This window comes from Emticicia sp. C21 (assembly GCF_003418935.1).
Classification (GTDB): Bacteria; Bacteroidota; Bacteroidia; order Cytophagales; family Spirosomataceae; genus Emticicia.
In genome coordinates this window covers 1-20,773 of record NZ_QVMT01000002.1, presented here as the reverse complement: position 1 = coordinate 20,773, position 20,773 = coordinate 1, and the positions used below count along the sequence as shown (strand labels likewise).

At 38.3% G+C, this 20,773-nt stretch carries 18 protein-coding genes; 10 read left to right on the top strand and 8 right to left on the bottom strand.

Features of this window, described 5'->3' with window-relative positions; genetic code table 11:
- The first annotated feature begins 249 nt into the window (after positions 1-249).
- From D0T08_RS05025 to D0T08_RS05010, 4 genes are all read left to right on the top strand, one after another.
- On the top strand, positions 250-3,048 hold the full coding sequence (locus D0T08_RS05025) for an ATP-binding protein (protein ID WP_116981520.1): 2,799 nt from the start codon (positions 250-252) through the stop codon (positions 3,046-3,048).
- A 136-nt stretch (positions 3,049-3,184) separates the two neighbouring features.
- Positions 3,185-5,995, top strand: a complete 2,811-nt coding sequence (locus tag D0T08_RS05020) for an S-layer family protein (protein WP_116981519.1) — start codon at positions 3,185-3,187, stop codon at positions 5,993-5,995.
- Positions 5,996-6,185: 190 nt separating this feature from the next.
- Positions 6,186-6,764, top strand: coding sequence for a collagen-like protein (locus D0T08_RS05015; RefSeq protein ID WP_116981518.1), 579 nt, complete (start codon positions 6,186-6,188; stop codon positions 6,762-6,764).
- A gap of 52 nt (positions 6,765-6,816) precedes the next feature.
- On the top strand, positions 6,817-7,401 hold the full coding sequence (locus tag D0T08_RS05010; protein ID WP_116981517.1) for a collagen-like protein: 585 nt from the start codon (positions 6,817-6,819) through the stop codon (positions 7,399-7,401).
- Between the two features lie 64 nt (positions 7,402-7,465).
- On the opposite strand, the gene D0T08_RS05005 is transcribed toward D0T08_RS05010, so the two are convergent.
- The gene (locus D0T08_RS05005; protein WP_116981516.1) at positions 7,466-8,518 is read right to left on the bottom strand and encodes a cell wall metabolism sensor histidine kinase WalK; all 1,053 of its coding nucleotides are present in this window, start codon (positions 8,516-8,518) and stop codon (positions 7,466-7,468) included.
- Positions 8,519-8,613: 95 nt separating this feature from the next.
- Entirely contained in the window at positions 8,614-9,300 is a 687-nt protein-coding gene (locus D0T08_RS05000) for a response regulator transcription factor (protein ID WP_116981515.1), read from the bottom strand.
- A gap of 486 nt (positions 9,301-9,786) precedes the next feature.
- On the opposite strand from D0T08_RS05000, the gene rplK reads away from it, so the two are divergent.
- The 6 genes from rplK (at position 9,787) to D0T08_RS04970 (ending at position 14,947) form a co-directional block, all read left to right on the top strand.
- The gene (gene rplK, locus D0T08_RS04995; RefSeq protein WP_116981514.1) at positions 9,787-10,224 is read left to right on the top strand and encodes a 50S ribosomal protein L11; all 438 of its coding nucleotides are present in this window, start codon (positions 9,787-9,789) and stop codon (positions 10,222-10,224) included.
- Between the two features lie 80 nt (positions 10,225-10,304).
- A complete protein-coding gene (gene rplA, locus D0T08_RS04990) occupies positions 10,305-11,003 on the top strand; it encodes a 50S ribosomal protein L1 (protein ID WP_116981513.1) in 699 nt (232 codons plus the stop codon).
- Positions 11,004-11,005: 2 nt separating this feature from the next.
- Complete coding sequence (rplJ, locus tag D0T08_RS04985; RefSeq protein ID WP_116981512.1) at positions 11,006-11,539, top strand: 50S ribosomal protein L10; 534 nt, start codon at positions 11,006-11,008, stop codon at positions 11,537-11,539.
- Between the two features lie 123 nt (positions 11,540-11,662).
- Positions 11,663-12,046, top strand: coding sequence for a 50S ribosomal protein L7/L12 (gene rplL / locus D0T08_RS04980; RefSeq protein ID WP_116982007.1), 384 nt, complete (start codon positions 11,663-11,665; stop codon positions 12,044-12,046).
- A 375-nt stretch (positions 12,047-12,421) separates the two neighbouring features.
- Entirely contained in the window at positions 12,422-13,867 is a 1,446-nt protein-coding gene (locus tag D0T08_RS04975; RefSeq protein ID WP_116981511.1) for a Gfo/Idh/MocA family protein, read from the top strand.
- Positions 13,868-14,032: 165 nt separating this feature from the next.
- Entirely contained in the window at positions 14,033-14,947 is a 915-nt protein-coding gene (locus D0T08_RS04970; RefSeq protein ID WP_158561196.1) for an alpha/beta fold hydrolase, read from the top strand.
- A gap of 260 nt (positions 14,948-15,207) precedes the next feature.
- On the opposite strand, the gene D0T08_RS04965 is transcribed toward D0T08_RS04970, so the two are convergent.
- The 6 genes from D0T08_RS04965 to D0T08_RS04940 all read right to left on the bottom strand — a co-directional run.
- Positions 15,208-16,836, bottom strand: a complete 1,629-nt coding sequence (locus D0T08_RS04965; protein ID WP_116981509.1) for a hypothetical protein — start codon at positions 16,834-16,836, stop codon at positions 15,208-15,210.
- A 38-nt stretch (positions 16,837-16,874) separates the two neighbouring features.
- A complete protein-coding gene (locus tag D0T08_RS04960) occupies positions 16,875-18,101 on the bottom strand; it encodes a hypothetical protein (protein WP_116981508.1) in 1,227 nt (408 codons plus the stop codon).
- A 171-nt stretch (positions 18,102-18,272) separates the two neighbouring features.
- Entirely contained in the window at positions 18,273-18,887 is a 615-nt protein-coding gene (locus D0T08_RS04955) for an HPP family protein (protein ID WP_116981507.1), read from the bottom strand.
- 151 nt (positions 18,888-19,038) lie between these two features.
- Positions 19,039-19,557, bottom strand: a complete 519-nt coding sequence (locus D0T08_RS04950) for a dihydrofolate reductase family protein (protein WP_116981506.1) — start codon at positions 19,555-19,557, stop codon at positions 19,039-19,041.
- A gap of 97 nt (positions 19,558-19,654) precedes the next feature.
- Positions 19,655-20,455 (bottom strand): helix-turn-helix domain-containing protein, encoded by an 801-nt coding sequence (locus D0T08_RS04945; RefSeq protein ID WP_116981505.1) that lies wholly within the window; start codon positions 20,453-20,455, stop codon positions 19,655-19,657.
- Between the two features lie 115 nt (positions 20,456-20,570).
- Positions 20,571-20,773 (bottom strand): gliding motility-associated C-terminal domain-containing protein (locus D0T08_RS04940; protein ID WP_147322710.1); only part of this gene is annotated, 203 nt, incomplete at its 5' end.

Below are 20,773 nucleotides of genomic sequence, written 5' to 3'. Positions count from 1 at the left end.
ATTTAGGTTTTAAATTTTAAAAACAGGCAAAACGATGATTTAGTGCAACTTGTCTAAAGATATAGTCTCCTTTTGCTCCACTTGTTTTTAACTCTATTAATTTAATATCTTTGCATAGATTAACATTATCTTTGCATAGTTTACCATTCTAGTTATCTGCTGTTATGTTTGTATATTTACAAATGAAGAATCCAATACAATAGATCTAACCACCGAAAAGAAAAAACTTAGCACTGAATTATACTAGCCATGAACTTTAAACTACTGTTTGCTTTTACAGGTATTCTTGTTTCTATATTTATTAGTAATATTGGATTTGCGCAAGCTCCTGTTGTTATTACATCCCAAACCAAAGCACCTATTCAGGCAACTACCTCTTTAGCCATTTTCAGAGATGCCTCAGCCAATATTCCTTTTACCGAGATACCTAAACAGAATTTTAAACCTTTAGGCAAAGACTATTTTATTTTTCCTTATACGAGTGATGTACATTGGGTCAGACTGAAAGTAGAGAATACAGACGCTGGCAATAAAAAATGGATATTACAATGGATCAATCCATTGGTAGAGAGGCTTGATTTTTATATTTCAGATAGTACGCAACAAAACTTCACTCACACCGAATATAAATTAATCACCAAAAAGGAAAAAAAGCTCTTAGAGTTTGAGCCAGAATTTCATTTTGAATTAAGCGCACATACCTCAAAGGTTATTTATATCAAAGTTAGTTCTCAACGTGGCATCTATGGTACTATTAGTATCCATTCACCGGAATCATTAGCTAGAAAGACTTTAAATGCTTATACGGAGCAAAGCTTTACTAACGGGCTTTTATTTTTCCGGTTTTTCCTGGTGGTGATATTAGCTATCTTTATTATTAAACTTCCTATTTTCAGGATTTACTCATTACATACAGTCTTTAAGACGTTCGTGTACTGGGGCTTAATGAATGTAATGGGTCCGCTTTTTACATCTAATTCTGATATAGCGAAAAAGATAGATTTTCTTTCTTATAATTCTATTACTATTACTACTGCCTTATTAGTTTTAGTAGCTTTTGCTACCGATAAACTTCCGAAATGGCATAAGTGGCTTACTTACTTTTTTCTTTATGCTACAGTTTTAGTAGATGTAATGGCGATACTCAACTATCAATGGTACTGGCTCAAAGCCGGGCTTTATTTAATTGTCTTTTCGTCGTTTTATTTTCTAGGGGTTTACGTCTATAGCCTTGTGAAAAAACTACCTACGCATCATTACTATTCTATTCCTTTTGTTTTAGGCATGATAAGCTATTTGCTTATTTGTGTACGTTTGCTAGGCTGGCTAGAATACAAACCACTATTTGCCCTGTCTTCTCTATTATTTATGGTTGAGAACTTTGTATTCGTTTTCTTCCTGGGTCAGATATTCAGAAGTGTTGAGCGAAACAAACTTCAGGCAGAGCAACAGCTTGGTTTTAATCTGGAACAGAATGCCCGCCTGAAAGAATTAGATAATCTGAAAACTACCTTTTTTGCCAATATCTCACACGAATTACGTACACCGCTTACGCTGATTTTAGGCCCCATTCAGGAATTGAGACAAAAATATCCTGCCGAGGGTCTATTGCCCATGATGCAACGTAATACGCAAAGATTGCTTACGCTTATCAATCAGTTATTAGATATTAGCAAACTGGAGGCAGGACAAATGAAAGTGGAAGTGAGCAGGCAAAATATCAGCCAATATTTCCGAACGCTTACCAGTTCATTTACGTCATTGGCTGAAAGTCAGAAAATCAGTTTCGAAACATCCATCGGAAACGATGAAATATGGGGATATATCGATAGAGATAAATTAGATAAAATCATTACCAACCTGCTTTCAAATGCCTTTAAATTCACAGCGAAAGAAGGAAAAGTAAGTGTTAATATGGAAAGCCCTAACGCTAAAAATATGATTATCACGATTAGCGATACGGGCATTGGTATTAAAAAAGATAAAGTAGATAAGATTTTTGATCGATTCTATCAGGTTGACAGTTCGCAGAATCGAAAATTTGAAGGAACAGGTATTGGTCTGGCTTTAGTAAAGGAATTAGTAGATGTTTTGAAAGGAACGATCAATGTGGAAAGTCAGGAGAACGTAGGAACCACATTTACAGTACAGATTCCTATCGATACTCAAACATGGAAAGACGCAATAGTAGAAGAATCCTTAGAAACTGATAATTATTCTGCTAACCTTGCTGAGAGCGCAATTGTAAACGGACATGCTAAATTGAGTGCTGAAAATGTAAACGGAGAGCAGGAGAATATCCTATTAATAGTCGACGATAATGATGATATAAGAACTTATATCAAGAGTATTTTTGAAAAAGAGTATCAGGTCATTGAAGCAATTAACGGGAAAGAAGGTATTAGCAAAGCGACAGAAAAAATCCCGAATCTGATCATCAGCGATTTGATGATGCCTGAAATGGATGGTTTCGAGTTTTGCAAAGCCTTAAAATCTGACGAAAAGACAAGTCATATCCCGATTATTATGCTCACGGCCAAAGCTGATATAGGCAGCAGAATGGAGGGGTTAGAATTGGGCGCAGATGATTACCTGACAAAACCTTTCCATAAAGACGAAATGCTGGTAAGGGTACGCAATCTGATTTCGATACGTGAAAAACTAAAGAAAAAGTATGGGAAAGAAATTGTCGAGCTAAAGCCCGATGAGATAAAGGTTACATCTATTGACGAAGCATTTATCGTAAAAGCCAAAGCCATTATTGAAAGAAATCTTTCAGACAGCCAATTTGATTTAACACGTTTTGCTGATGAAATGACGATGAGTACTGTCCAGCTACGCCGAAAGATTAAAGCTCTAACCAACCAGACGACTGTGGAATTTATCCGTAAATACCGTTTACAGCGGGCAGCTAACTTGTTGAAACAAAAAGCCGGAAATGTATCTGATGTTGCCTATCAGGTAGGTTTCGAGAGCCTTCCCTATTTTACAAAAGTATTCCAGGAAGAGTTTGAAATTACTCCATCAGAATACGCTAATCGCCAATAAGAAAGGGGTTGAGCAATAAATTTTCTTAATGTTCAAAATGAGTTAAAGAATGTTCATTTTGCGCTAACGCTACGTATAATAGCAAAGCTACTTTTGAGGTATTATTCCCCACCTTAATACCATCGAAAGTCTCAACATGAAAAAAACTTTACTGTTATTGTTATTGGGTCTTTTTTGCACCCAATACTTATTTGCTCAAACTAAAACCTGGGCTGGTACAACCACTGACTGGCATAGTGATGCCAACTGGAATCCTGTAGGAGTACCCACTGCTTCTGATGAGGTAATTATCAATACGGCAACCATCGACCCTATTATCAGTAGCAGCGTCTCTGCCAAAAGTATCAACATTTCTGTTTCAGGAGCATTACTTACAGTTAATAGTGGCGCAACACTTACCATTTCTAGTATCGTTGGCCCAGTCTTACAAATCAGCAATGGTGGACTTACTAATAATGGAACACTTCTAGTCACTAATACAAATCCTACTGAAGTTTCTCAGGAAGCGGCTATTCTCCTGACTTTTAGTGCTATTATCAATAATACTGGTACTATTACTATAAATGGTGGAGCGAATTATGGTATCAGAATGGCAGCAGCTACCATTAATAATCAGAGTGGGGGCATAATTACTTCCAACGGAAAAGAAGTGATTCGCTTCGGAGATTCCGGTGCTATATTAAATAATAATGCTGGAGCAACTTTCAATGGAACCAGCCCTGCCACAGCTATTACGCTTATTCCCGGGAAATTGAATAATAATGGGCTGGTAAATATTACAGGGAGCTTAGAATTGTATAATTCGAATAGCAGACTGAGAAATCTCGGTTGCGGAATTATCAAAATGACTGGTGATTATTATACACAATCAAATGCAACTACCGAAAATGACGGGCTTCTGCAGATAGATGGCTCTTTATATAATTCAGGTTCTACTTCTAATGATGGCGTAATACGGGCCAATGCCTATCCTACTCTTACCAATCTCAACATTCTGGTTAATAATAACGCTGCCAATAATGCTATTTTTACCGGTTCTTCTTTCAAATTATCAGCTATTCAAGGAATTTTCAGAGATGCTGCAGCAACTATCTCAGCAGGTACTTATACGTCAAATAATAATACCTTTATTCCGGGCAATTTTCCTGGCGGTTCTTATATACTGTACGCCAAAATCAGTTACGAAAGTTGTACTTTTATCGTTCCTTTTAGTTATATAAGAACCCCTACCCGCCGATATGTAAAAACTATTGGAACGGGCACAGGTGATGGTTTTTCATGGGCTAATGCTTCTGGTGATATTCAGGCTATGATTAATGCCTCATCTGCTAATGATAGTGTATGGGTTTCAGCAGGTATATATAAGCCAATAGCCGATGCTTCCGGAAATGTCAATCCTTCAAATAGTAGAAATAAAATCTGGTACATGAAATCTGGCGTGAAGCTCTTTGGTGGTTTTGCAGGCACTGAAACCTCATTTGCTCAAAGAGACTTTAAAACCAATAAGACCATTTTTTCGGGCGATGTTGACAATAATGATACGAATACTGATGGTAATTCTATTGCTGAAACCTACACCGATATTCAAGGCAATAATGTTTACCATATTCTTGCCATTATTAATTGTGATAAAAACACAGGTGTTGACGGGATTACCTTCACAGCCGGTAAAAGTACCGGAAGCTCCGTCTCTCAAACAGTTAACGGTTTCCCTCTTTCATCCGTTTATGGTGCTGCCTTGAGTATTAATGCGTCTTTTCCAACCATTAAAAACTGTATTTTTATAGGAAATGATGGCTTGTTCGGTACTACTTATCATAATAATACTAATGGTATAGATACTGTCAGGATCAACAATAGTTATTATTTAAATAATAGAGGAGAGCAAACAGGTGGTATGTTTATTCATAGAGGGCATACTTTTGTTGATAATGTAGTTTTATTTAATAATGCTGCTTTTCTTAGCAATAATTACCGTGATGGTGGTGCCATTAGTGTTTCGTCTAATATGCAGGCTGGTAAAACTATTAAATTCACAAACTTGACGGTTGTAAATAATAATAGTTTAACTCCAAAAAAAACCATTACAGCAGATGGTAATGGTAATATAAGTTTTATTAATAGCATTATATGGAATGAAACCCCTGTTGCAGGTGGTAATATATTCAATGCGCTTGATGACGGAACGCTCACTAGTAGCTATTCTATCCTACAAAACTCAGGAGCAGGCGGCTCATGGAGTGGGAATTATGGTATTGATGGTGGGAATAATTATGATGGAGACCCACTATTTACCAATATTTCAGATATTGATGGCGCAGATAATAAATTCTTCAGCACTGATGATGGGCTATCTTTAACTGGTTGCTCGCCGGGGGTTAATACAGGTACTAATACCAATACTTTTACCACTGATATTACTAACTCACCCCGCCCTTATAATAATGGTGTTGCAGATATGGGAGCTTACGAACGTCAATCGGTCCCTACACTTACTACTAATCCAACTAATGTTACTGTAAATAAAACTGTGGTTTGTCCGGGCAATACGGTCATCCTATCGGCTCAATGTAGTGTTGGAACTGTTACCTGGTATAATCAGGCAACAGGAGGAACAGCCATTGGAACAGGCAATAGCTTGAATCAATCACCTACATCTACTATAGTTTATTATAGCGCTTGCGAAGCCAGTAATTGTAAAAGCGAAAGAGTAGCTACTACTGAAATAATTGTAACAACAGTTTCATCAAATATCAGCCTTACTGCTTCTATTTCCGGCACAGCTATTTACGCCTCATCTACTACTATTACGGCAACTAACAAAGTGTTGGCTACTGCCAATGCGCAATACCTAGCCAATAATAGTATCTCATTAAATGCAGGTTTTGAAATAAGTACAGGGGCGGTTTTTGTAGCGAAAGCTACACCTATTGCAGCTTGTAATTAGAATTTTCTCCTTTTAAAGACGCCTGTCTATTTGGTCTATGACTGAATAGACAGGCGTCTTTGTTTATCTAACCAGTTGATTTTCTGATATTCATATTAAATCTCTTCTAAAGAAAATACGGCAAATGCCTTATTGATAAGGTATGGAAAAGATAAGAATTTTGAGATGAATTTTAAACTTACTACTCTTTATGAAAAAAAATGTTTACGCTTTACTAACACTACTATCTGCTCTACTATTATTTACTGCATGCGAAGGCCCGGCAGGTGAAAACGGAGCTATTGGTCCGCAAGGTGCTAAAGGGAACACCGGCCCCAAAGGTAATATCGGCGAAATTAATGTGATGGCTTTGGGATGGTCACCTGTAACGAAAGCAGATCATTTAAGCCGATATGATGCAGAAGGTCTATATACCGCAACTGGTTTCACTGGTGGCGGACTTGATAATTTAACTCAAAAAGAGATAAACGACGGTGTAATATTAATGTATATGCGCCCGGTAAGTGACCGTACTAAAGTTATTTCAGTTCCGACAGTAATTGACTATGGACACGTTTCGGAAAATCTTCAATTGAGCTATTATTTTATAGCCGGCCCCAAAAGAGCAGATTTATTTATAGAATTATCAAAACCTGCCGATGTGACTAAATTATTCCGCGATGAAGAGTACCGCTTTATAATCATTCCAAATACAGGGGGTGCACGCTTGAATAATGTAGATTTAACCAATTATGAACAGGTAAAGCAAGCGCTGAATCTAAAAGACTAAATCTGACGGTATATCTAAAATCAGTTGTATAGAACATTTAAAATAGAAATCAATGAAAAAAAATATTAATCGGCTATGCTGTCTATTGATAGTATTAGTATTAATAAATGGCTGTAAAAAAGGACCAGATGGAGAAATTGGTCCGGCAGGGCCACAGGGGGTGGTCGGAGATAAAGGTCCGGACGGAGACTTAGGAAAAGTAAAAGTGATAGCTACAGAGTGGTATACCGTTAAAGAAGCCGATTTTATCAAGGCTTATGACCCAAAAACATTTACCAGTAAAATCACATTTAGCGGAAATAAAATTAATCAACTGACCGAAAATATTCTGAAAGACGGTATTGTATTAGTTTATAACAAGGTAACAGGAGACGACGAAAACATCTATTTACTTCCCTTTACTTTGCAATACTATTATGCCTGGGGGGAAATTATGCAGCGTAATTATCTCTTTGAAGCTTCTGCAAAAAAAATGGAGTGTAGTATAAAATTTGCAAAGCACGTAGATGTGAATGAGATTTTTATTGATGAAGATTTCCGTTTTGTATTTATTGCGGGAGCAAGTGGCGCTCGTCTGAAAGATATAGATTTTAAGAATTATGAAGCCGTGAAAAAAGCTTTTAATCTTGAAGATTAAAAGTGTTCTCACCAAACTGCTGTGAAATGGTAATGGGGTAACTAGACGATTGAACCCGGCTATTTTACCCCTTACTAATTTCCTGACCAGCTACCGGTAATCTAAAGGAGAATCGTGTACCTTTATCAATCTTACTGGTAACACTAATTTTTGAATGGTGTGCGTTGAGGATATGCTTTACAATAGCCAATCCCAAGCCTGTGCCACCTGTTTCACGCGAGCGACTTTTATCAATTCTGTAGAAACGTTCAAAGATACGTGAAAGGTGTTCCGGCGAAATACCCGGCCCATCGTCTTCTATCGAAATCTGGAAGTACTTTTTCTCTTCTTCTATTTCTACAATTATCTTTCCGTTTTCTTTACCATATTTAATGGCATTATCAACCAGATTGGTAATTACCTGAGAGATACGCTGTTTATCAGCTGTTACCCAGGCTGCTTGTAGATCTTTCGGTTTGATTTTTAATGTTACTCCTCTGGTTTTAGCTTTTGACTCTAATTGCTCAAATATTTCTTCGGTAATATGTTTCAGGTCGATTTTCTCGAAATGCATTTTCAAGTCGCCTTTTTCCACCTGTGAGAGGGTAACCAGATCTCTTACCAAAGCATCCAGACCATCAAGGCTTTTGGCGGCTTTATTTAAAAAGCGTTCGAGAATCACAGGGTCTTCCATCGCTCCATCCAATAACGTATGAATAAAGCCCTGAGCGGCAAAGATTGGGGTTTTCAATTCGTGCGATACATCTGCAAGGAACTCTCTTCTAAATACCTCCATCTTCTTCAACTCGTCAATCTCCTGCTGTTTACGGGCTACATAATTCGAGATTTCAGAGTTCAATTTTTTGATGGGGTTTACACTTCTGATCAGAGTTCTGCGCGAAATATCAAAATCACGGATTTTGAGTTTCTGAATAGTCTTATAAATCTGGTCTACTTCACGAAAGACCAGAATATCAATGGTATAGAAGACAAAAAAGAAAGAGGCAAAAAAAGAAGCTACACCTACCACAAACAACATAGCCGCACTCACATTAGGTACAAAACTTAAGAATACAATAGAAACAGTCGTAATTAATACGGCAAGAAAAAATGCAATAATTCGGGGGCTAAACGACATTCTGAGTGAATGGTTAAAATGAAAAAATTATCAATCCCTCATTTGCGGAAATAATTTCTGCAAAATTACTGATAATTCTTTCTTAATACAGATAATTACTCATCTGTAAACATATATCCTACGCCTTTCAGGGTTTTGATATAATTTTCGCCTACTTTTTCGCGTACTTTACGGATGTGTACATCTATCGTACGTTCAACAACGAAAATATCAACCCCCCAGATTTTCTGAAGAATTTCATCGCGGCTAAATACTTTGTTAGGATACTGTGCTAAGAAGAAAAGTAATTCAAATTCCTTTTTGGGTAATACAATGGTTGAGCCATCCTGCTTTGTAACAGTATAATTCTGGCGATTAATATTCAGACCTGCTACTTCTAATGTATCACTTGTATCTGTTTTTTGTGCCTCACGGCGGAAGAACGCATTGATACGACTCATTAATGCACGAGGCTTGATTGGCTTGGTCAGATAATCATCGGCACCCACTTCAAATGCGGCAATTTCAGAATATTCTTCAGAGCGGGCGGTCAGATACAGAATGTAGATATTCTTCATTTCAGGCATAGCACGTAGCGTCCGCCCTACTTCGATACCATCCATATATGGCATCATTATATCAAGGATAACTAAATCAGGCAGAAATTCACGAGCAACTTCAATAGCTTTTTTTCCATCCGGGGCACTAGCGACCTTATACCCCTCTTTTTCAAGGTTGTAGCTTAACAATTCAACTATATCGGCTTCATCGTCAACTACTAAAACACGGTGAGCAGAACTCATATTTGGCGTTTTCAATTAGTGTACTGCAAAGTTATGGTTAAAAAATCGTTAGGTATGTTAAGTCAATGTTAAATCTTAGCAAAGGGCATAGTAAATCCTTATTTTATAGCATTTTTACCCAAAAATGTCATACTCTGCTCAATAGGAAAGCTATACGTAACCTGTTTATAATCAGTGTCTTCTCACTTTTTAACTGTTTTTGCCCATTTGTAAGATTTTTAGAAAATACTTAAAAGTTTCCTTGCTAATCAAATCAAAAACCCCTACTTTTGCAGTCCGATTTTCAAAAGGTGTGCAAATACTTCTTGAAACGGCAGAAATCAGTCTTAGTCTTGATGCCTATTCACACGGTGTCGCTTCCCCTGGCAAAAGGCGAAATTTCTGAACCAAAATCAACGGAAATGATTGATACTGAGGCGGGAATGTGAGCCCCTAATCAAGACTCAAGCAAATCTTTTTGTAAAATTCCTTAAAATCTGAAAGACAATGGCGAAAGACATCGCAGGATATGTGAAACTTCAGGTAAAAGGCGGTCAAGCCAACCCTTCGCCACCAATTGGTCCGGCATTGGGTTCTAAAGGTTTGAACATCATGGAATTTTGTAAACAATTCAACGCTCGTACCCAGGATAAAGTGGGTATGATCTTGCCAGTTGTAATTACTTATTACACTGACAAATCGTTTGAATTTGCCATCAAAACTCCACCCGCTGCTATCATGCTGTTAGAAGCATCTAAGGTAAAAACAGGTTCAGACCAACCCAATCGTAAGAAAGTTGGTTCGGTAACTTGGGATCAGGTAAAAACTATTGCCGAAACCAAAATGCCAGACTTGAATTGCTTTACTGTTGAATCAGCAATGAAGATGATTGCCGGTACTGCCAAAAACATGGGCATTACTATCTCAGGCAACGCACCGTTTTAAAAAACAACGAATGATTGTTACTCATTCATTATTATTCATGGGAGTTATGCCCGGCATAACGCTATAACCAAACAAAGCAAATGGCAAAATTGACCAAAAAAAGAAAGGAAGCAATGTCGAAGTATGACGCTTCAAAAGCTTATTCTCTAAAAGATGCAGCTGATGTTTTGAAGCAAATTGCATACACTAAATTCGACTCTTCGGTAGATGTTCACGTTCGTTTAGGTGTTGACCCTCGTAAGGCTGACCAAATGGTACGTGGTGTGGTAGCTCTACCACACGGAACCGGTAAAACTGTTCGCGTTTTAGTATTGTGTACTCCTGATAAAGAAGCTGATGCAAAAGCTGCTGGCGCTGATTATGTAGGTTTGGACGAATACATCCAAAAAATCGAACAAGGTTGGACCGACATCGACGTAATCATCACGATGCCAACTGTAATGGCTAAACTTGGTAAGTTAGGTAAAATCCTCGGACCACGCGGATTGATGCCAAACCCTAAGTCTGGTACTGTAACGCTCGACGTAGCAACAGCAGTAAAAGAAGTGAAAGCTGGTAAAATCGACTTCAAAGTTGACAAAACCGGTATCATTCACGCTTCCATCGGTAAGGTTTCTTTCTCGCCTGAGAAATTAGCAGAAAATGCTACAGAATTGATTCAAACTTTGTTGAAATTGAAACCATCTTCAGCTAAAGGTACATATGTGAAAAGCATATCACTGGCAAGCACAATGGGGCCTGGTATTCAAATCGACAGAACAACCATTAATGGATTGTAATCATGACAAAAGAAGAAAAAGGAGCAATAATTGACGAGCTTGCAGAGAAATTTGCAGCTACCCCTTACTTCTATATCACCGATGCGGGCGGACTGAACGTTGCTAAAACCAATGAATTACGTCGTTTGTGTTTCGAGCGTGGTATCGAGTATCGTGTAGTGAAAAACACACTAATCAGCAAGGCTCTTGAAAGATTAGATACCGATTATTCGTCATTTGACGGAACTGTTCTTAAAGGTTTTTCAGGTGTGATGTTCCACGATGAGTCGGGCAAAGTAGCTGCAAAATTGATTAAAGACTTCCTGAAAGCAAATAAAAACAGCATCACATTAAAAGGTGCTTCAGTTGATTCAGCTTTGTTCATCGGCCACGACCAATTGGATACGTTGTTGAACTTGAAATCAAAGCAGGAATTGATTGGCGAAGTTATCGGTTTGTTGCAATCACCTGCCAAAAATGTTATTTCTGGCTTGCAAAGCGGTGGCAACAAATTGGCTGGTATTCTCAAGACTTTGTCGGAGAAAGAAGCAGCTTAATTCGTTTACCAATTGTAGCTTTCAATGGCTATATGCAGTAAACAATCATCAGCCAGGTTGGCTGATATTAAATTCAAAATTATTTATCAAAAACAAGTATTAACTTTTAAATTCTATACAAAAATGGCAGATTTGAAAGCATTTGCAGAGCAATTAGTAAATTTGACTGTAAAAGAAGTAAACGAATTAGCACAAATATTAAAAGACGAGTATGGTATCGAACCAGCAGCTGCTGCACCTGTAGTAATGCAAGGTGGTGGCGGCGGTGGCGAAGCTGCTGAAGCTCCAGCTGAAAAAACATCTTTCGACGTAATCCTGAAAGGTGCTGGTCCTAACAAACTTCAAGTTGTGAAGTTAGTGAAAGATCTTACTGGTCTTGGCTTGAAAGAAGCTAAAGATTTAGTAGACTCAGCTCCGAAACCATTGAAAGAAGGTGTTGCTAAAGATGAAGCTGAAGGTTTGAAAAAATCTTTAGAAGAAGCTGGTGCAGAAGTAGAAGTAAAATAATTTTACTGATACCATCTCAGAACAAAGCCCGAAAGCAACCTTTCGGGCTTTTGTTTTGAATGCCGCCCCCGGCTCCTAAAGGGGAGTTGCTTTTACTACGACTTTTTATTCAGGCAGCTTTCCTTTTACATTTTATATTTTTCTGTTTTCATTTTTCGATTAAAAACCTTTAGCCACTCCTAGTTCCTATATCAACTGCGAGCTGAAAGCTCGCGCCACAATTTTTTTCCTTTCTCCATTCTGCCTATTCCTTTCTCCCTACCAAAAAACCTTCTTATCTGCATTAACATTTCAAATATTATTTTGTACTTTTCTGACGGATTTGTATAGACAAGTGTATACTCAAACAAAACTATTTTAATCCTCTATTTACCTATGAAAAACTCAAATCAAAAAAGAAACGAATCTTCACGGCGTAATTTTCTTAAAAATGCAACCCTGGCTTCGGCAGGTTTCATGATTGTTCCTCGTCATGTATTAGGAAAGGGTTTTGTGGCTCCTAGCGATAAACTTAATATAGCGGCTGTGGGTTGTGGTGGCAAAGCCAATGTAAATATTCCTCTGGCTTACAATAATGGTTCTGACAATATCGCAGCTCTTTGTGATGTAGACGATAGAGAGTCGAATAAATTCCGCAAACAATTCCCTAAAGCGCCTTATTATAAGGATTACCGCCAGATGTTGGAGAAAGAAGCCAAAAATATTGATGCGGTAATTGTTACTACCCCCGACCACATGCACTATCCGATAGCCATGTCGGCTATGCAATTGAATAAACACGTGTATTTAGAAAAACCGTTGACACATGATATATGGGAAGCACGCCAGTTGACAGAAGCAGCCAAAAAATATAAATTAGTAACCCAGATGGGTAATCAGGGAAGTAGTGGTAAAGGAACACGTATTACCGAAGCTATTATCCAGAATGGAACAATTGGCGATGTACATACGGTAGAAGTATGGACCAACCGCCCGGTGTGGCCGCAAGGTGTACAATCACCGAAAGATAAAGGTATGAATCAGCCTATTCCACCTGAGGTTAACTGGGATTTGTGGCTTGGAACAGCTCCTATGCGTGATTATCACGAAGCCTATATGCCATTCCGCTGGCGTGGGTATTGGGATTTTGGTACAGGTGCCTTAGGCGATATGGGGTGCCACTTTATTGACGTACCTTTCCGTGCCTTGAAACTGGGTTACCCTACTTCGGTAGAATGTTCGGTAGGGCAAGTATATGCCGACTTCTTTAAAGAAGCACATTTTGATGATGTCTGTCCGCCATCGTCAGCTATTCACTTGAAATTCCCGAATCCTAAAGGTAAACAATTTAAAGAATTAAGCTTAAACTGGTATGATGGTGGTATTCGTCCACAATTACCGGATGGTTGCGATTATGATAAAGTATTTGCCAATATTGATGGTGGGGTTATGTTTATTGGCTCTAAGGGAATTTTAGCAACCGAACTTTTCGGTAACAATCCTAAGTTATTCCCTGAAACTAAATTTCAGAATGTAAAATTGCCTGCACCTAAACGTCCATTAGTTGAAGGTGATACCGAAGGACATCAGCAACAATGGGTAAAGGCCTGTAAAACTGGGTTTGGCACTTATACCAGTTCATCTTTCGATCAATCTGGCCCGTTAACTGAAACAGTTTTAATGGGTAATCTGGCAGTTCGTTCGTTCTTACTCCGTGATTCTAAAAATAACTTCATCGGCCGTAAGAAACTCTTGTGGGATGGTCCTAATATGAAAATCACTAATTTCGACCCTGCGAATGCTTTCGTCAAAAGAGAGTACCGCGCCGGAGGTTGGATATAATCAATATTTAAAACAATAAGAAAGGGCTTCGTTTCGAAGCCTTTTTTGTTATTAGTTTATATTTCAGCATTTTACCTTTCATTTAACCTATAAATGCCATTGGCATGAATTTTTATGCCATTAATTTATAGTCAATCACAATTCATTAACCAACCAATAGATACCATGAACAGGCTAATAAAACTCCTGGTCGTAATTGCATTGATTTTACCAATAGCATGTACAAGCCCTAACAACACTTATTCTACTATAGATTCTTCTGCTATACCTAAAGACACGGCAGAAAACTTTAAAGTAGCTAATAAAGGTGTAAATATTGCCTATGATGATTCCAAAAAAGGTGATACTACCCTGGTATTTATTCATGGTTGGGGTATTAATAGAACCTATTGGAAGAATCAGGATACTGCTTTTGCCAAACATTATAGAGTAGTGGCTATGGACTTACCCGGTTTTGGTGAATCAGGAAAAAACAGAAAATCATGGACTGTAGAAGATTATGCTAATGATGTATCGGCTGTGTTGAATGGATTAGATTTGAAAAATGTCATTCTTGTCGGGCATTCGATGAGTGGAGCAATTGCTTTAGAAACCGCCTTAGATAATCAGCCGCGTGTGATTGGTCTGATAGGTATCGATAATTTTAATAGCTATGGGGCGAAAGAAACACCTCAAACACAAAAAGAAATAGAAGAGTTTTTTAAGAAGGCCAAAGGTAATTATAAGAAAACTGTTTCGGCTTATATAAATCAGGCTTTGTTTGCGCCATCTACACCTAAATCAATCCGTAAAAGAGTAACAGACGATATTGTCAATTCTGACTCTACCATTGCATTGGATTGCATGGAACAAAGTTTCCCTTATCCGACAGATGCAAAACTGAAAACTTTAAAAATGCCTTTATATTTGATAAACAGTTCGGCTAATCCTACTGATACTTTGGCATTCAGAAGGAATGGTATTGCTTATCGCTTTTTTAATGTAGGTAAAACGGGGCATTATCCAATGATTGAAAAACCTGAGAAGTTTAATGCGCTTTTGACAGAGGCTATTAAGGAGATAGAATTAGCTAAGAAGTAGGATCTGATTGAATAAATAAACACTCTTTATTCTAATCTGCTATTCTCAAGTTTGTTATCCCGTAGGGATGATATATCGGTAGAAAAGTGTTATTTATAATACCGAAGTCCCGTAGGGACGATATATTAATATACCGTCCCTACGGGACTCGGACACTAATTATGCTGTATATTTCTACCGATATATCATCCCTACGGGATATGATTTGCCTTATTCTAAATTAAAAAAAGCTTATTCCTTGAAACCTATTTACATATAAATCATATCACCCTCGCATCAAAAGCTCCAGTCAAAATCTTTCCGTTTCTCTTTACCTGTAACCATATCCGGTAATTACCCGCGCTTGGGAATACATATGGGAAACTCACGCTTCCGTCATGGTGTCCGGTAGTTTGGTGTACCATTCCTCCCATTAATGCCCTATCTCTTTCTGCCTCGGGTAGTGCCTGCAATTGAAGTAGCACATTATCAACACTATCTCTGAATCGCTTGGCATTATCCAGTCTCGGGCTTGGATTAGTCTTTTCACCTATACGCTTTTCCATCACCTGTTGGGCAGTGGCTGAAAAAGTACCATTCGGGTGCAAATGTATATAAACAGAGCCATCTTCTTTCAATATAGCCGCATGTCCCATCATACCCAGGTAAGTCTGTAATTCGGCAGGTTTCCCATCTGGACTCATCACTGAGAATTTCAGGTCATAAACTTGCCCTGCTTTTAATGTCTGATTAGGTTTCTCTTCCCATATAATACTTGAACCATCAGGCAAAGCTGTTTTTACACCCGGTGTACCGCAAATACTTATACCTGCATCTTGTGTAACAGAAGCCTTGTTATTAATAGGGTTAGTTACTACATAAGTATCGTCAGAATCGCCTGTTTGTTTTTCAAAACTCTCTGCTGAAATTTTTAAAGCCGGAATATCCACTGTATCGGCAATTGTATATTGTAAACCATGAAAACGCAGGATATCGGCGTATACGAGGTATTTCCCTGCAGGCAGATTCGGCAATGGCGCTTCAAAAGTAATCGTATCTTTTCTGACCGGGTGTAAGTGTGCAAACGCATCTAGTGTACCCTGGCGCACCAGAAATAAGTGCATCAATTTCCCATGGTCAGGAATTACATAGCTTGTCCAACGACGTTCTAACGAATTAGAATCTATCTTGAAATTCAATACTCTTTGGGCATTTTCTATTTTTATGGTAGAGGTCGCCGTATAAGGCCGGAACATATATTGCTCTCTGTAATCTTTCGATATAGAGCCCCACCAGTTATTGCCTATAAATAGCAGAAGTCCGCAAAAGCTTAGGCCCACAGTCGAGCCAACTACCTTGCGGCGATTTGTCTTTTTATCTCCTTCAATACCCGGTTTCAATAAACTATCGCTCGTACTTGCGCCAATAATAGTTGTCATGATGCCTACTAAAAGTAGCGCCAAGCCTGCTAAAATCCAACCTAGTGATTTAGGCAAGTCACGCTTGGCTGTTGCAATTGCGGCAATAGGGATGAGAGTTTCTCCTTTACCTCGTTTGCCATTAATCACTATTTTAACACTGGCTGCTCCGCTTTCCATCAGCCATATTTTACCTTCAAATCTGCCAGATTCTCCGGCTACAGGTAAAGCTTCATCTTCTTTAGGAGAACCCTCATCACCTGTCCAGTAATAAATCGGACTTAGCTTTACACTTTCGATATCTGTTCCATCTACCGAAACCGAGACTTTAGCCACTCCCGGAATCACATCGGGTGGCTCTACATATACTTGTACTTGATAATTTCCGGCTTTGCCTTCCTGCACAATGCCCGCACTACCTATATGGGCGCTTACAACACCTACAAAATTGATATTTACTAGTAGAAATAGTATTAACTTTTTAAATTTCATTGCTTTTCCATTGATCTGTTCAAAAATCTCTTAAACTGTTAACGTTGTACTTTTTGCATCCATTTGCCCCAGGCCAGACCGATACGAGTAGATACGAGACTTAGCAATAAGGCTATTCCTAAGCCAGTTACCCAATCGCCTATTCCCTTGGTAATATTCCAGTCGGCAAACTTATAGCGGTACTCCCACGTAGGTTCATTTTCATAAGACCATGACGCGCTCCCCCAAAACCAGCCGCGCGCGAGAGGAGATTCTAATATAAAATTCCCGAAAGGATAATGAACAGCAAAGAAAATAAGGAAATAGGCAAAGCCTAAAATCAAGCTTAACCACCAATCGTTTTTAGTTGAGAATTTTGCCCTTAACCAATCTAATCCTAATGCAGGAAAAACCAGTAATACCGGAAAGCCTAAAGTCTGATAGGTAGTGATTTTGTTATATACAGGGCCTAACAAGGGTTCAGCAGGCAATAATCGTAAAGTAGCATTTACGGCCCAATGAAATACCATAAAAGTAATGGCAATATAAGTGCCGCCCCATTTCATACCCGACCCACGAGCAGTAGCCAATAAGAAAAGGGGAAAAGCAGCAGAAGCAATTTTATAAAAATCAACATGATGCATGCCCCAACGGTCGAGGAACTCCGAAAGAGTCGTCATTACACTAGTAATCAGAAAACCTGCTGCCAATACAAACATCCATTGCAGACGCTTGGTGCGAATCGCATTCTGCTGCTCAGATAAATAAGCCATTTTCTCTTTTCGGTTGAGCATAGCCGATACTGATACCATAGCTCCAACCTGCACACCCATTAATCCTAAAAGAAGTACGGTATGTGGTGGTGAGAAAATCTGTACGTCAAGGCCATAAGTATTATGCCACCAGTCATCAAAAGGGGCAGAGGTAATGGCAGCAAGACCACCCCAGATACAGAAGAGTCCACCAAGAGAACTATAAAAGATTCCCCAGAAATGAACCATCTTTCTTTTTTCTAGGAGGCTTCCCCAGAAAGAAGTTTTCAATACTTGATAGCCTGAAAAGATTCCTGCGGTGGCGGCACCCACATATACTACCACATGAGGCGCTGAAAAAAGTCCATCACGCCCAATGCTCATATGCCAGGCAATATCCCATAAAATGCCCAGGATAACTAACATAGAAGCGATAACACTTACATAAACATAGAGCGGAATACCTAATAAGAGTTGCTGAATAGATGAGTACGTTTTTTTGTCAGTAAACGAATGATTAACTGTTGATTCCATTGAATAAGAGGTGTTTTTAGAGAAAGACAAGCACGATTGATAATTCCCCTAAGTTACTCAAAAAAATAAATAAAATTTGTCGGAATATTAAAAAACAAGAAGATATAGACATACAAAGTGCAAACTATGCTGTATGTTTTGCTTAAAAAGAAAATGAAGGAATTAAACTAACTAAACAGTCTGCTTAGCTCTTTTAGGATATCGTCTGAGGCCTCTTATTAATGAGCGGGTAAAAAATTGATTAGTAGGGTATTTCCGGTGTGAGGTTATATTGTTGAAGATAAGCGCGACTACCAACAATATCAAAGAGCCAGTTAATACCGGAGAAATAACATATAGAAAACCTAATGCTTTGATTTTTTCTGACCCTGCCACTGCAATCAGTGCCGTTGCACCACCGGGTGGATGTAAGGTTTTAGTAATCTGCATCATGACAATTGAAAGAGAAACCGCCAAGGGAGCGGTAATCCAGATTATATCAGGTAATAATTTATAGATGGTAACACCGATAAAAGCAGAAATAACAGGCCCACCGATTAGATTACGGGGCTGTGCCAACGGGCTTTGAATAGCTCCGTAAACCAGTACACTTGAAGCACCAAAAGAACCTATCAGAAATATATTCTCAAATTGTGTAAGGATTTTGCTTTGAAAGAAAGCGATTAAACCGATACCTATAAAAGCGCCTGTAAACGACCAGAAATGTTCTTTAAAATCGACTAAGGTTTCTTTATAGATAACATAGCGCGACACCCTAAGCCCGCGCTTGATTCTATTTTTTATCATGTATTGTTGTACGTCCGTATTCTGGCGCAAAGATAGGGCATTTCTATTATGCATGCACCTTTAATTCAAACATTTTCTATGGATTTAGTAGTTTAAGCAAAAATCGTTTATGAGAAATGCTTCTCCCATTCACAAAAGGGAGAAGCGCTATTCAAACCAATACATATTTCAAAGAAACCAGTCCTGTTTCGTAGACTTTGGTATCTATCAATTTCAGATGTGTACGGTCTTTCAATCCCTGAAAGAGTGGTTTCCCTTCTCCTAATAAGATTGGATGAACAGACAGCCAGAGTTCGTCTACTAGTCCTAAATTCATCAGAGATGCTGTGAGGCTTCCACCTCCAAAAAGCCAGATGTCTTTTCCTTCTTCCTGTTTTATTTTCTCTACTTCGGCTTTAATATCGCCTGAAATTATTGTTGTCCCGTCTTTTACCCGCTTTAAAGTATTAGAAAAAACGTATTCTTTCATTTTCGGTAACCCAAAGCCTCCTCCGTCTTCTAATCCATACGACATTTCATAGCTTTTTCTTCCGATAAAAACCGAATCGACATTTTTGTAAAACTCATTCAGCCCATAATCCTGGTCAGTAAAACACCAGTCATATTCGCCATTGGGACCTTCAATGAAACTGTCGAGGCTTACAGCCAAACCTAAGATTACTTTTCTCATAAAATTGTTTTTTTTCTACAAAATTGAGGGATACCTGATTAAGAAAATTGTAAAAAACGGACACCGGAGAAAATTTTAGAGATTTTTTTTTGGATACTCAACATATCACAAGATTGTCAGCATCTAATACTGCGCTTGGCGTGAGTCCGGCAAATGTTTTATAATCGTGAATAAAGTGCGCCTGGTCATAATAGCCGCTCTCATAAGCTATATCTGTTAAACTCATCACTGGATATTTCTTTAAGAATACCAGGGAATCAATAAAGCGATTAATATGTATAAACTCTTTTGTAGAAAGCCCTAAGCAATGGTTGAATTTACGGCTGAGGTGCCGTTGACTTATACCCACTTTATCGGCCAGTTCAGCTACTGAAAATGGTCTGTTATTCTTATTGATTTGCTGCACACAATAGTGTATGGTTTTATCAATCTTATTTTTGTTCAATTGCCTAAGCAAATATTTTTGAAGAATGGCTACCTTTTGCTCTTTGCTATAGGCATTGTCTACTTCCTCTTCCATTGCCTTTGCTTCTATTGACCATAGGCAATGCAGATCGGTAAGGCTATCAGTTATTTCGCTCATTGGTAAGTGAAAAAACAGATACGCTGTACTCGGATAAAAGCAAATGGAAATAAAGCCTGTTTTGCTTGTTATCTGCACATCCATAAAATTACTCATGCGAGAAATCACATAACTCTGGCAATTGCTAAATACTTTTTTGCCTGTAATAGTTGATACGGAATCCTGACTGTTGCTAAAATTAAAAAATAATTCAACACAGGCATCGGGAAGTACTCTAAAAGGAGAAAGATTTGTACTTCTATCGCTTTCCATCGAACAGATGGACTTTATATATGGCTGAAGTTCGGGAAGAATAGAGTAAAGTGCTAACTTCATAGCTTTAGTTTTTTAACCTTTAAAGCATTTATGAAAATACTCCTAAGCATTCTGATAGAATACATAGGAGTATAAGCAAATCTATGAAATGTTTTTCATTTTACAGTTTGGAAGATTACCTTACCAGTTCAATCCAACCTTTAATGGTAGTAGGTACCTCATCCTTTTTGTCTAATCGCTGTAGCGAAACCTTCACCAGATAGTAATAAGTTCCCGAGGGCATCTCACTCCCCGAACTACTCCTGCCATCCCAACTCAATATATTACTGCTCCCACTCTGATACACCTTCAATCCATATCTGTTGTAGATCTCAATGT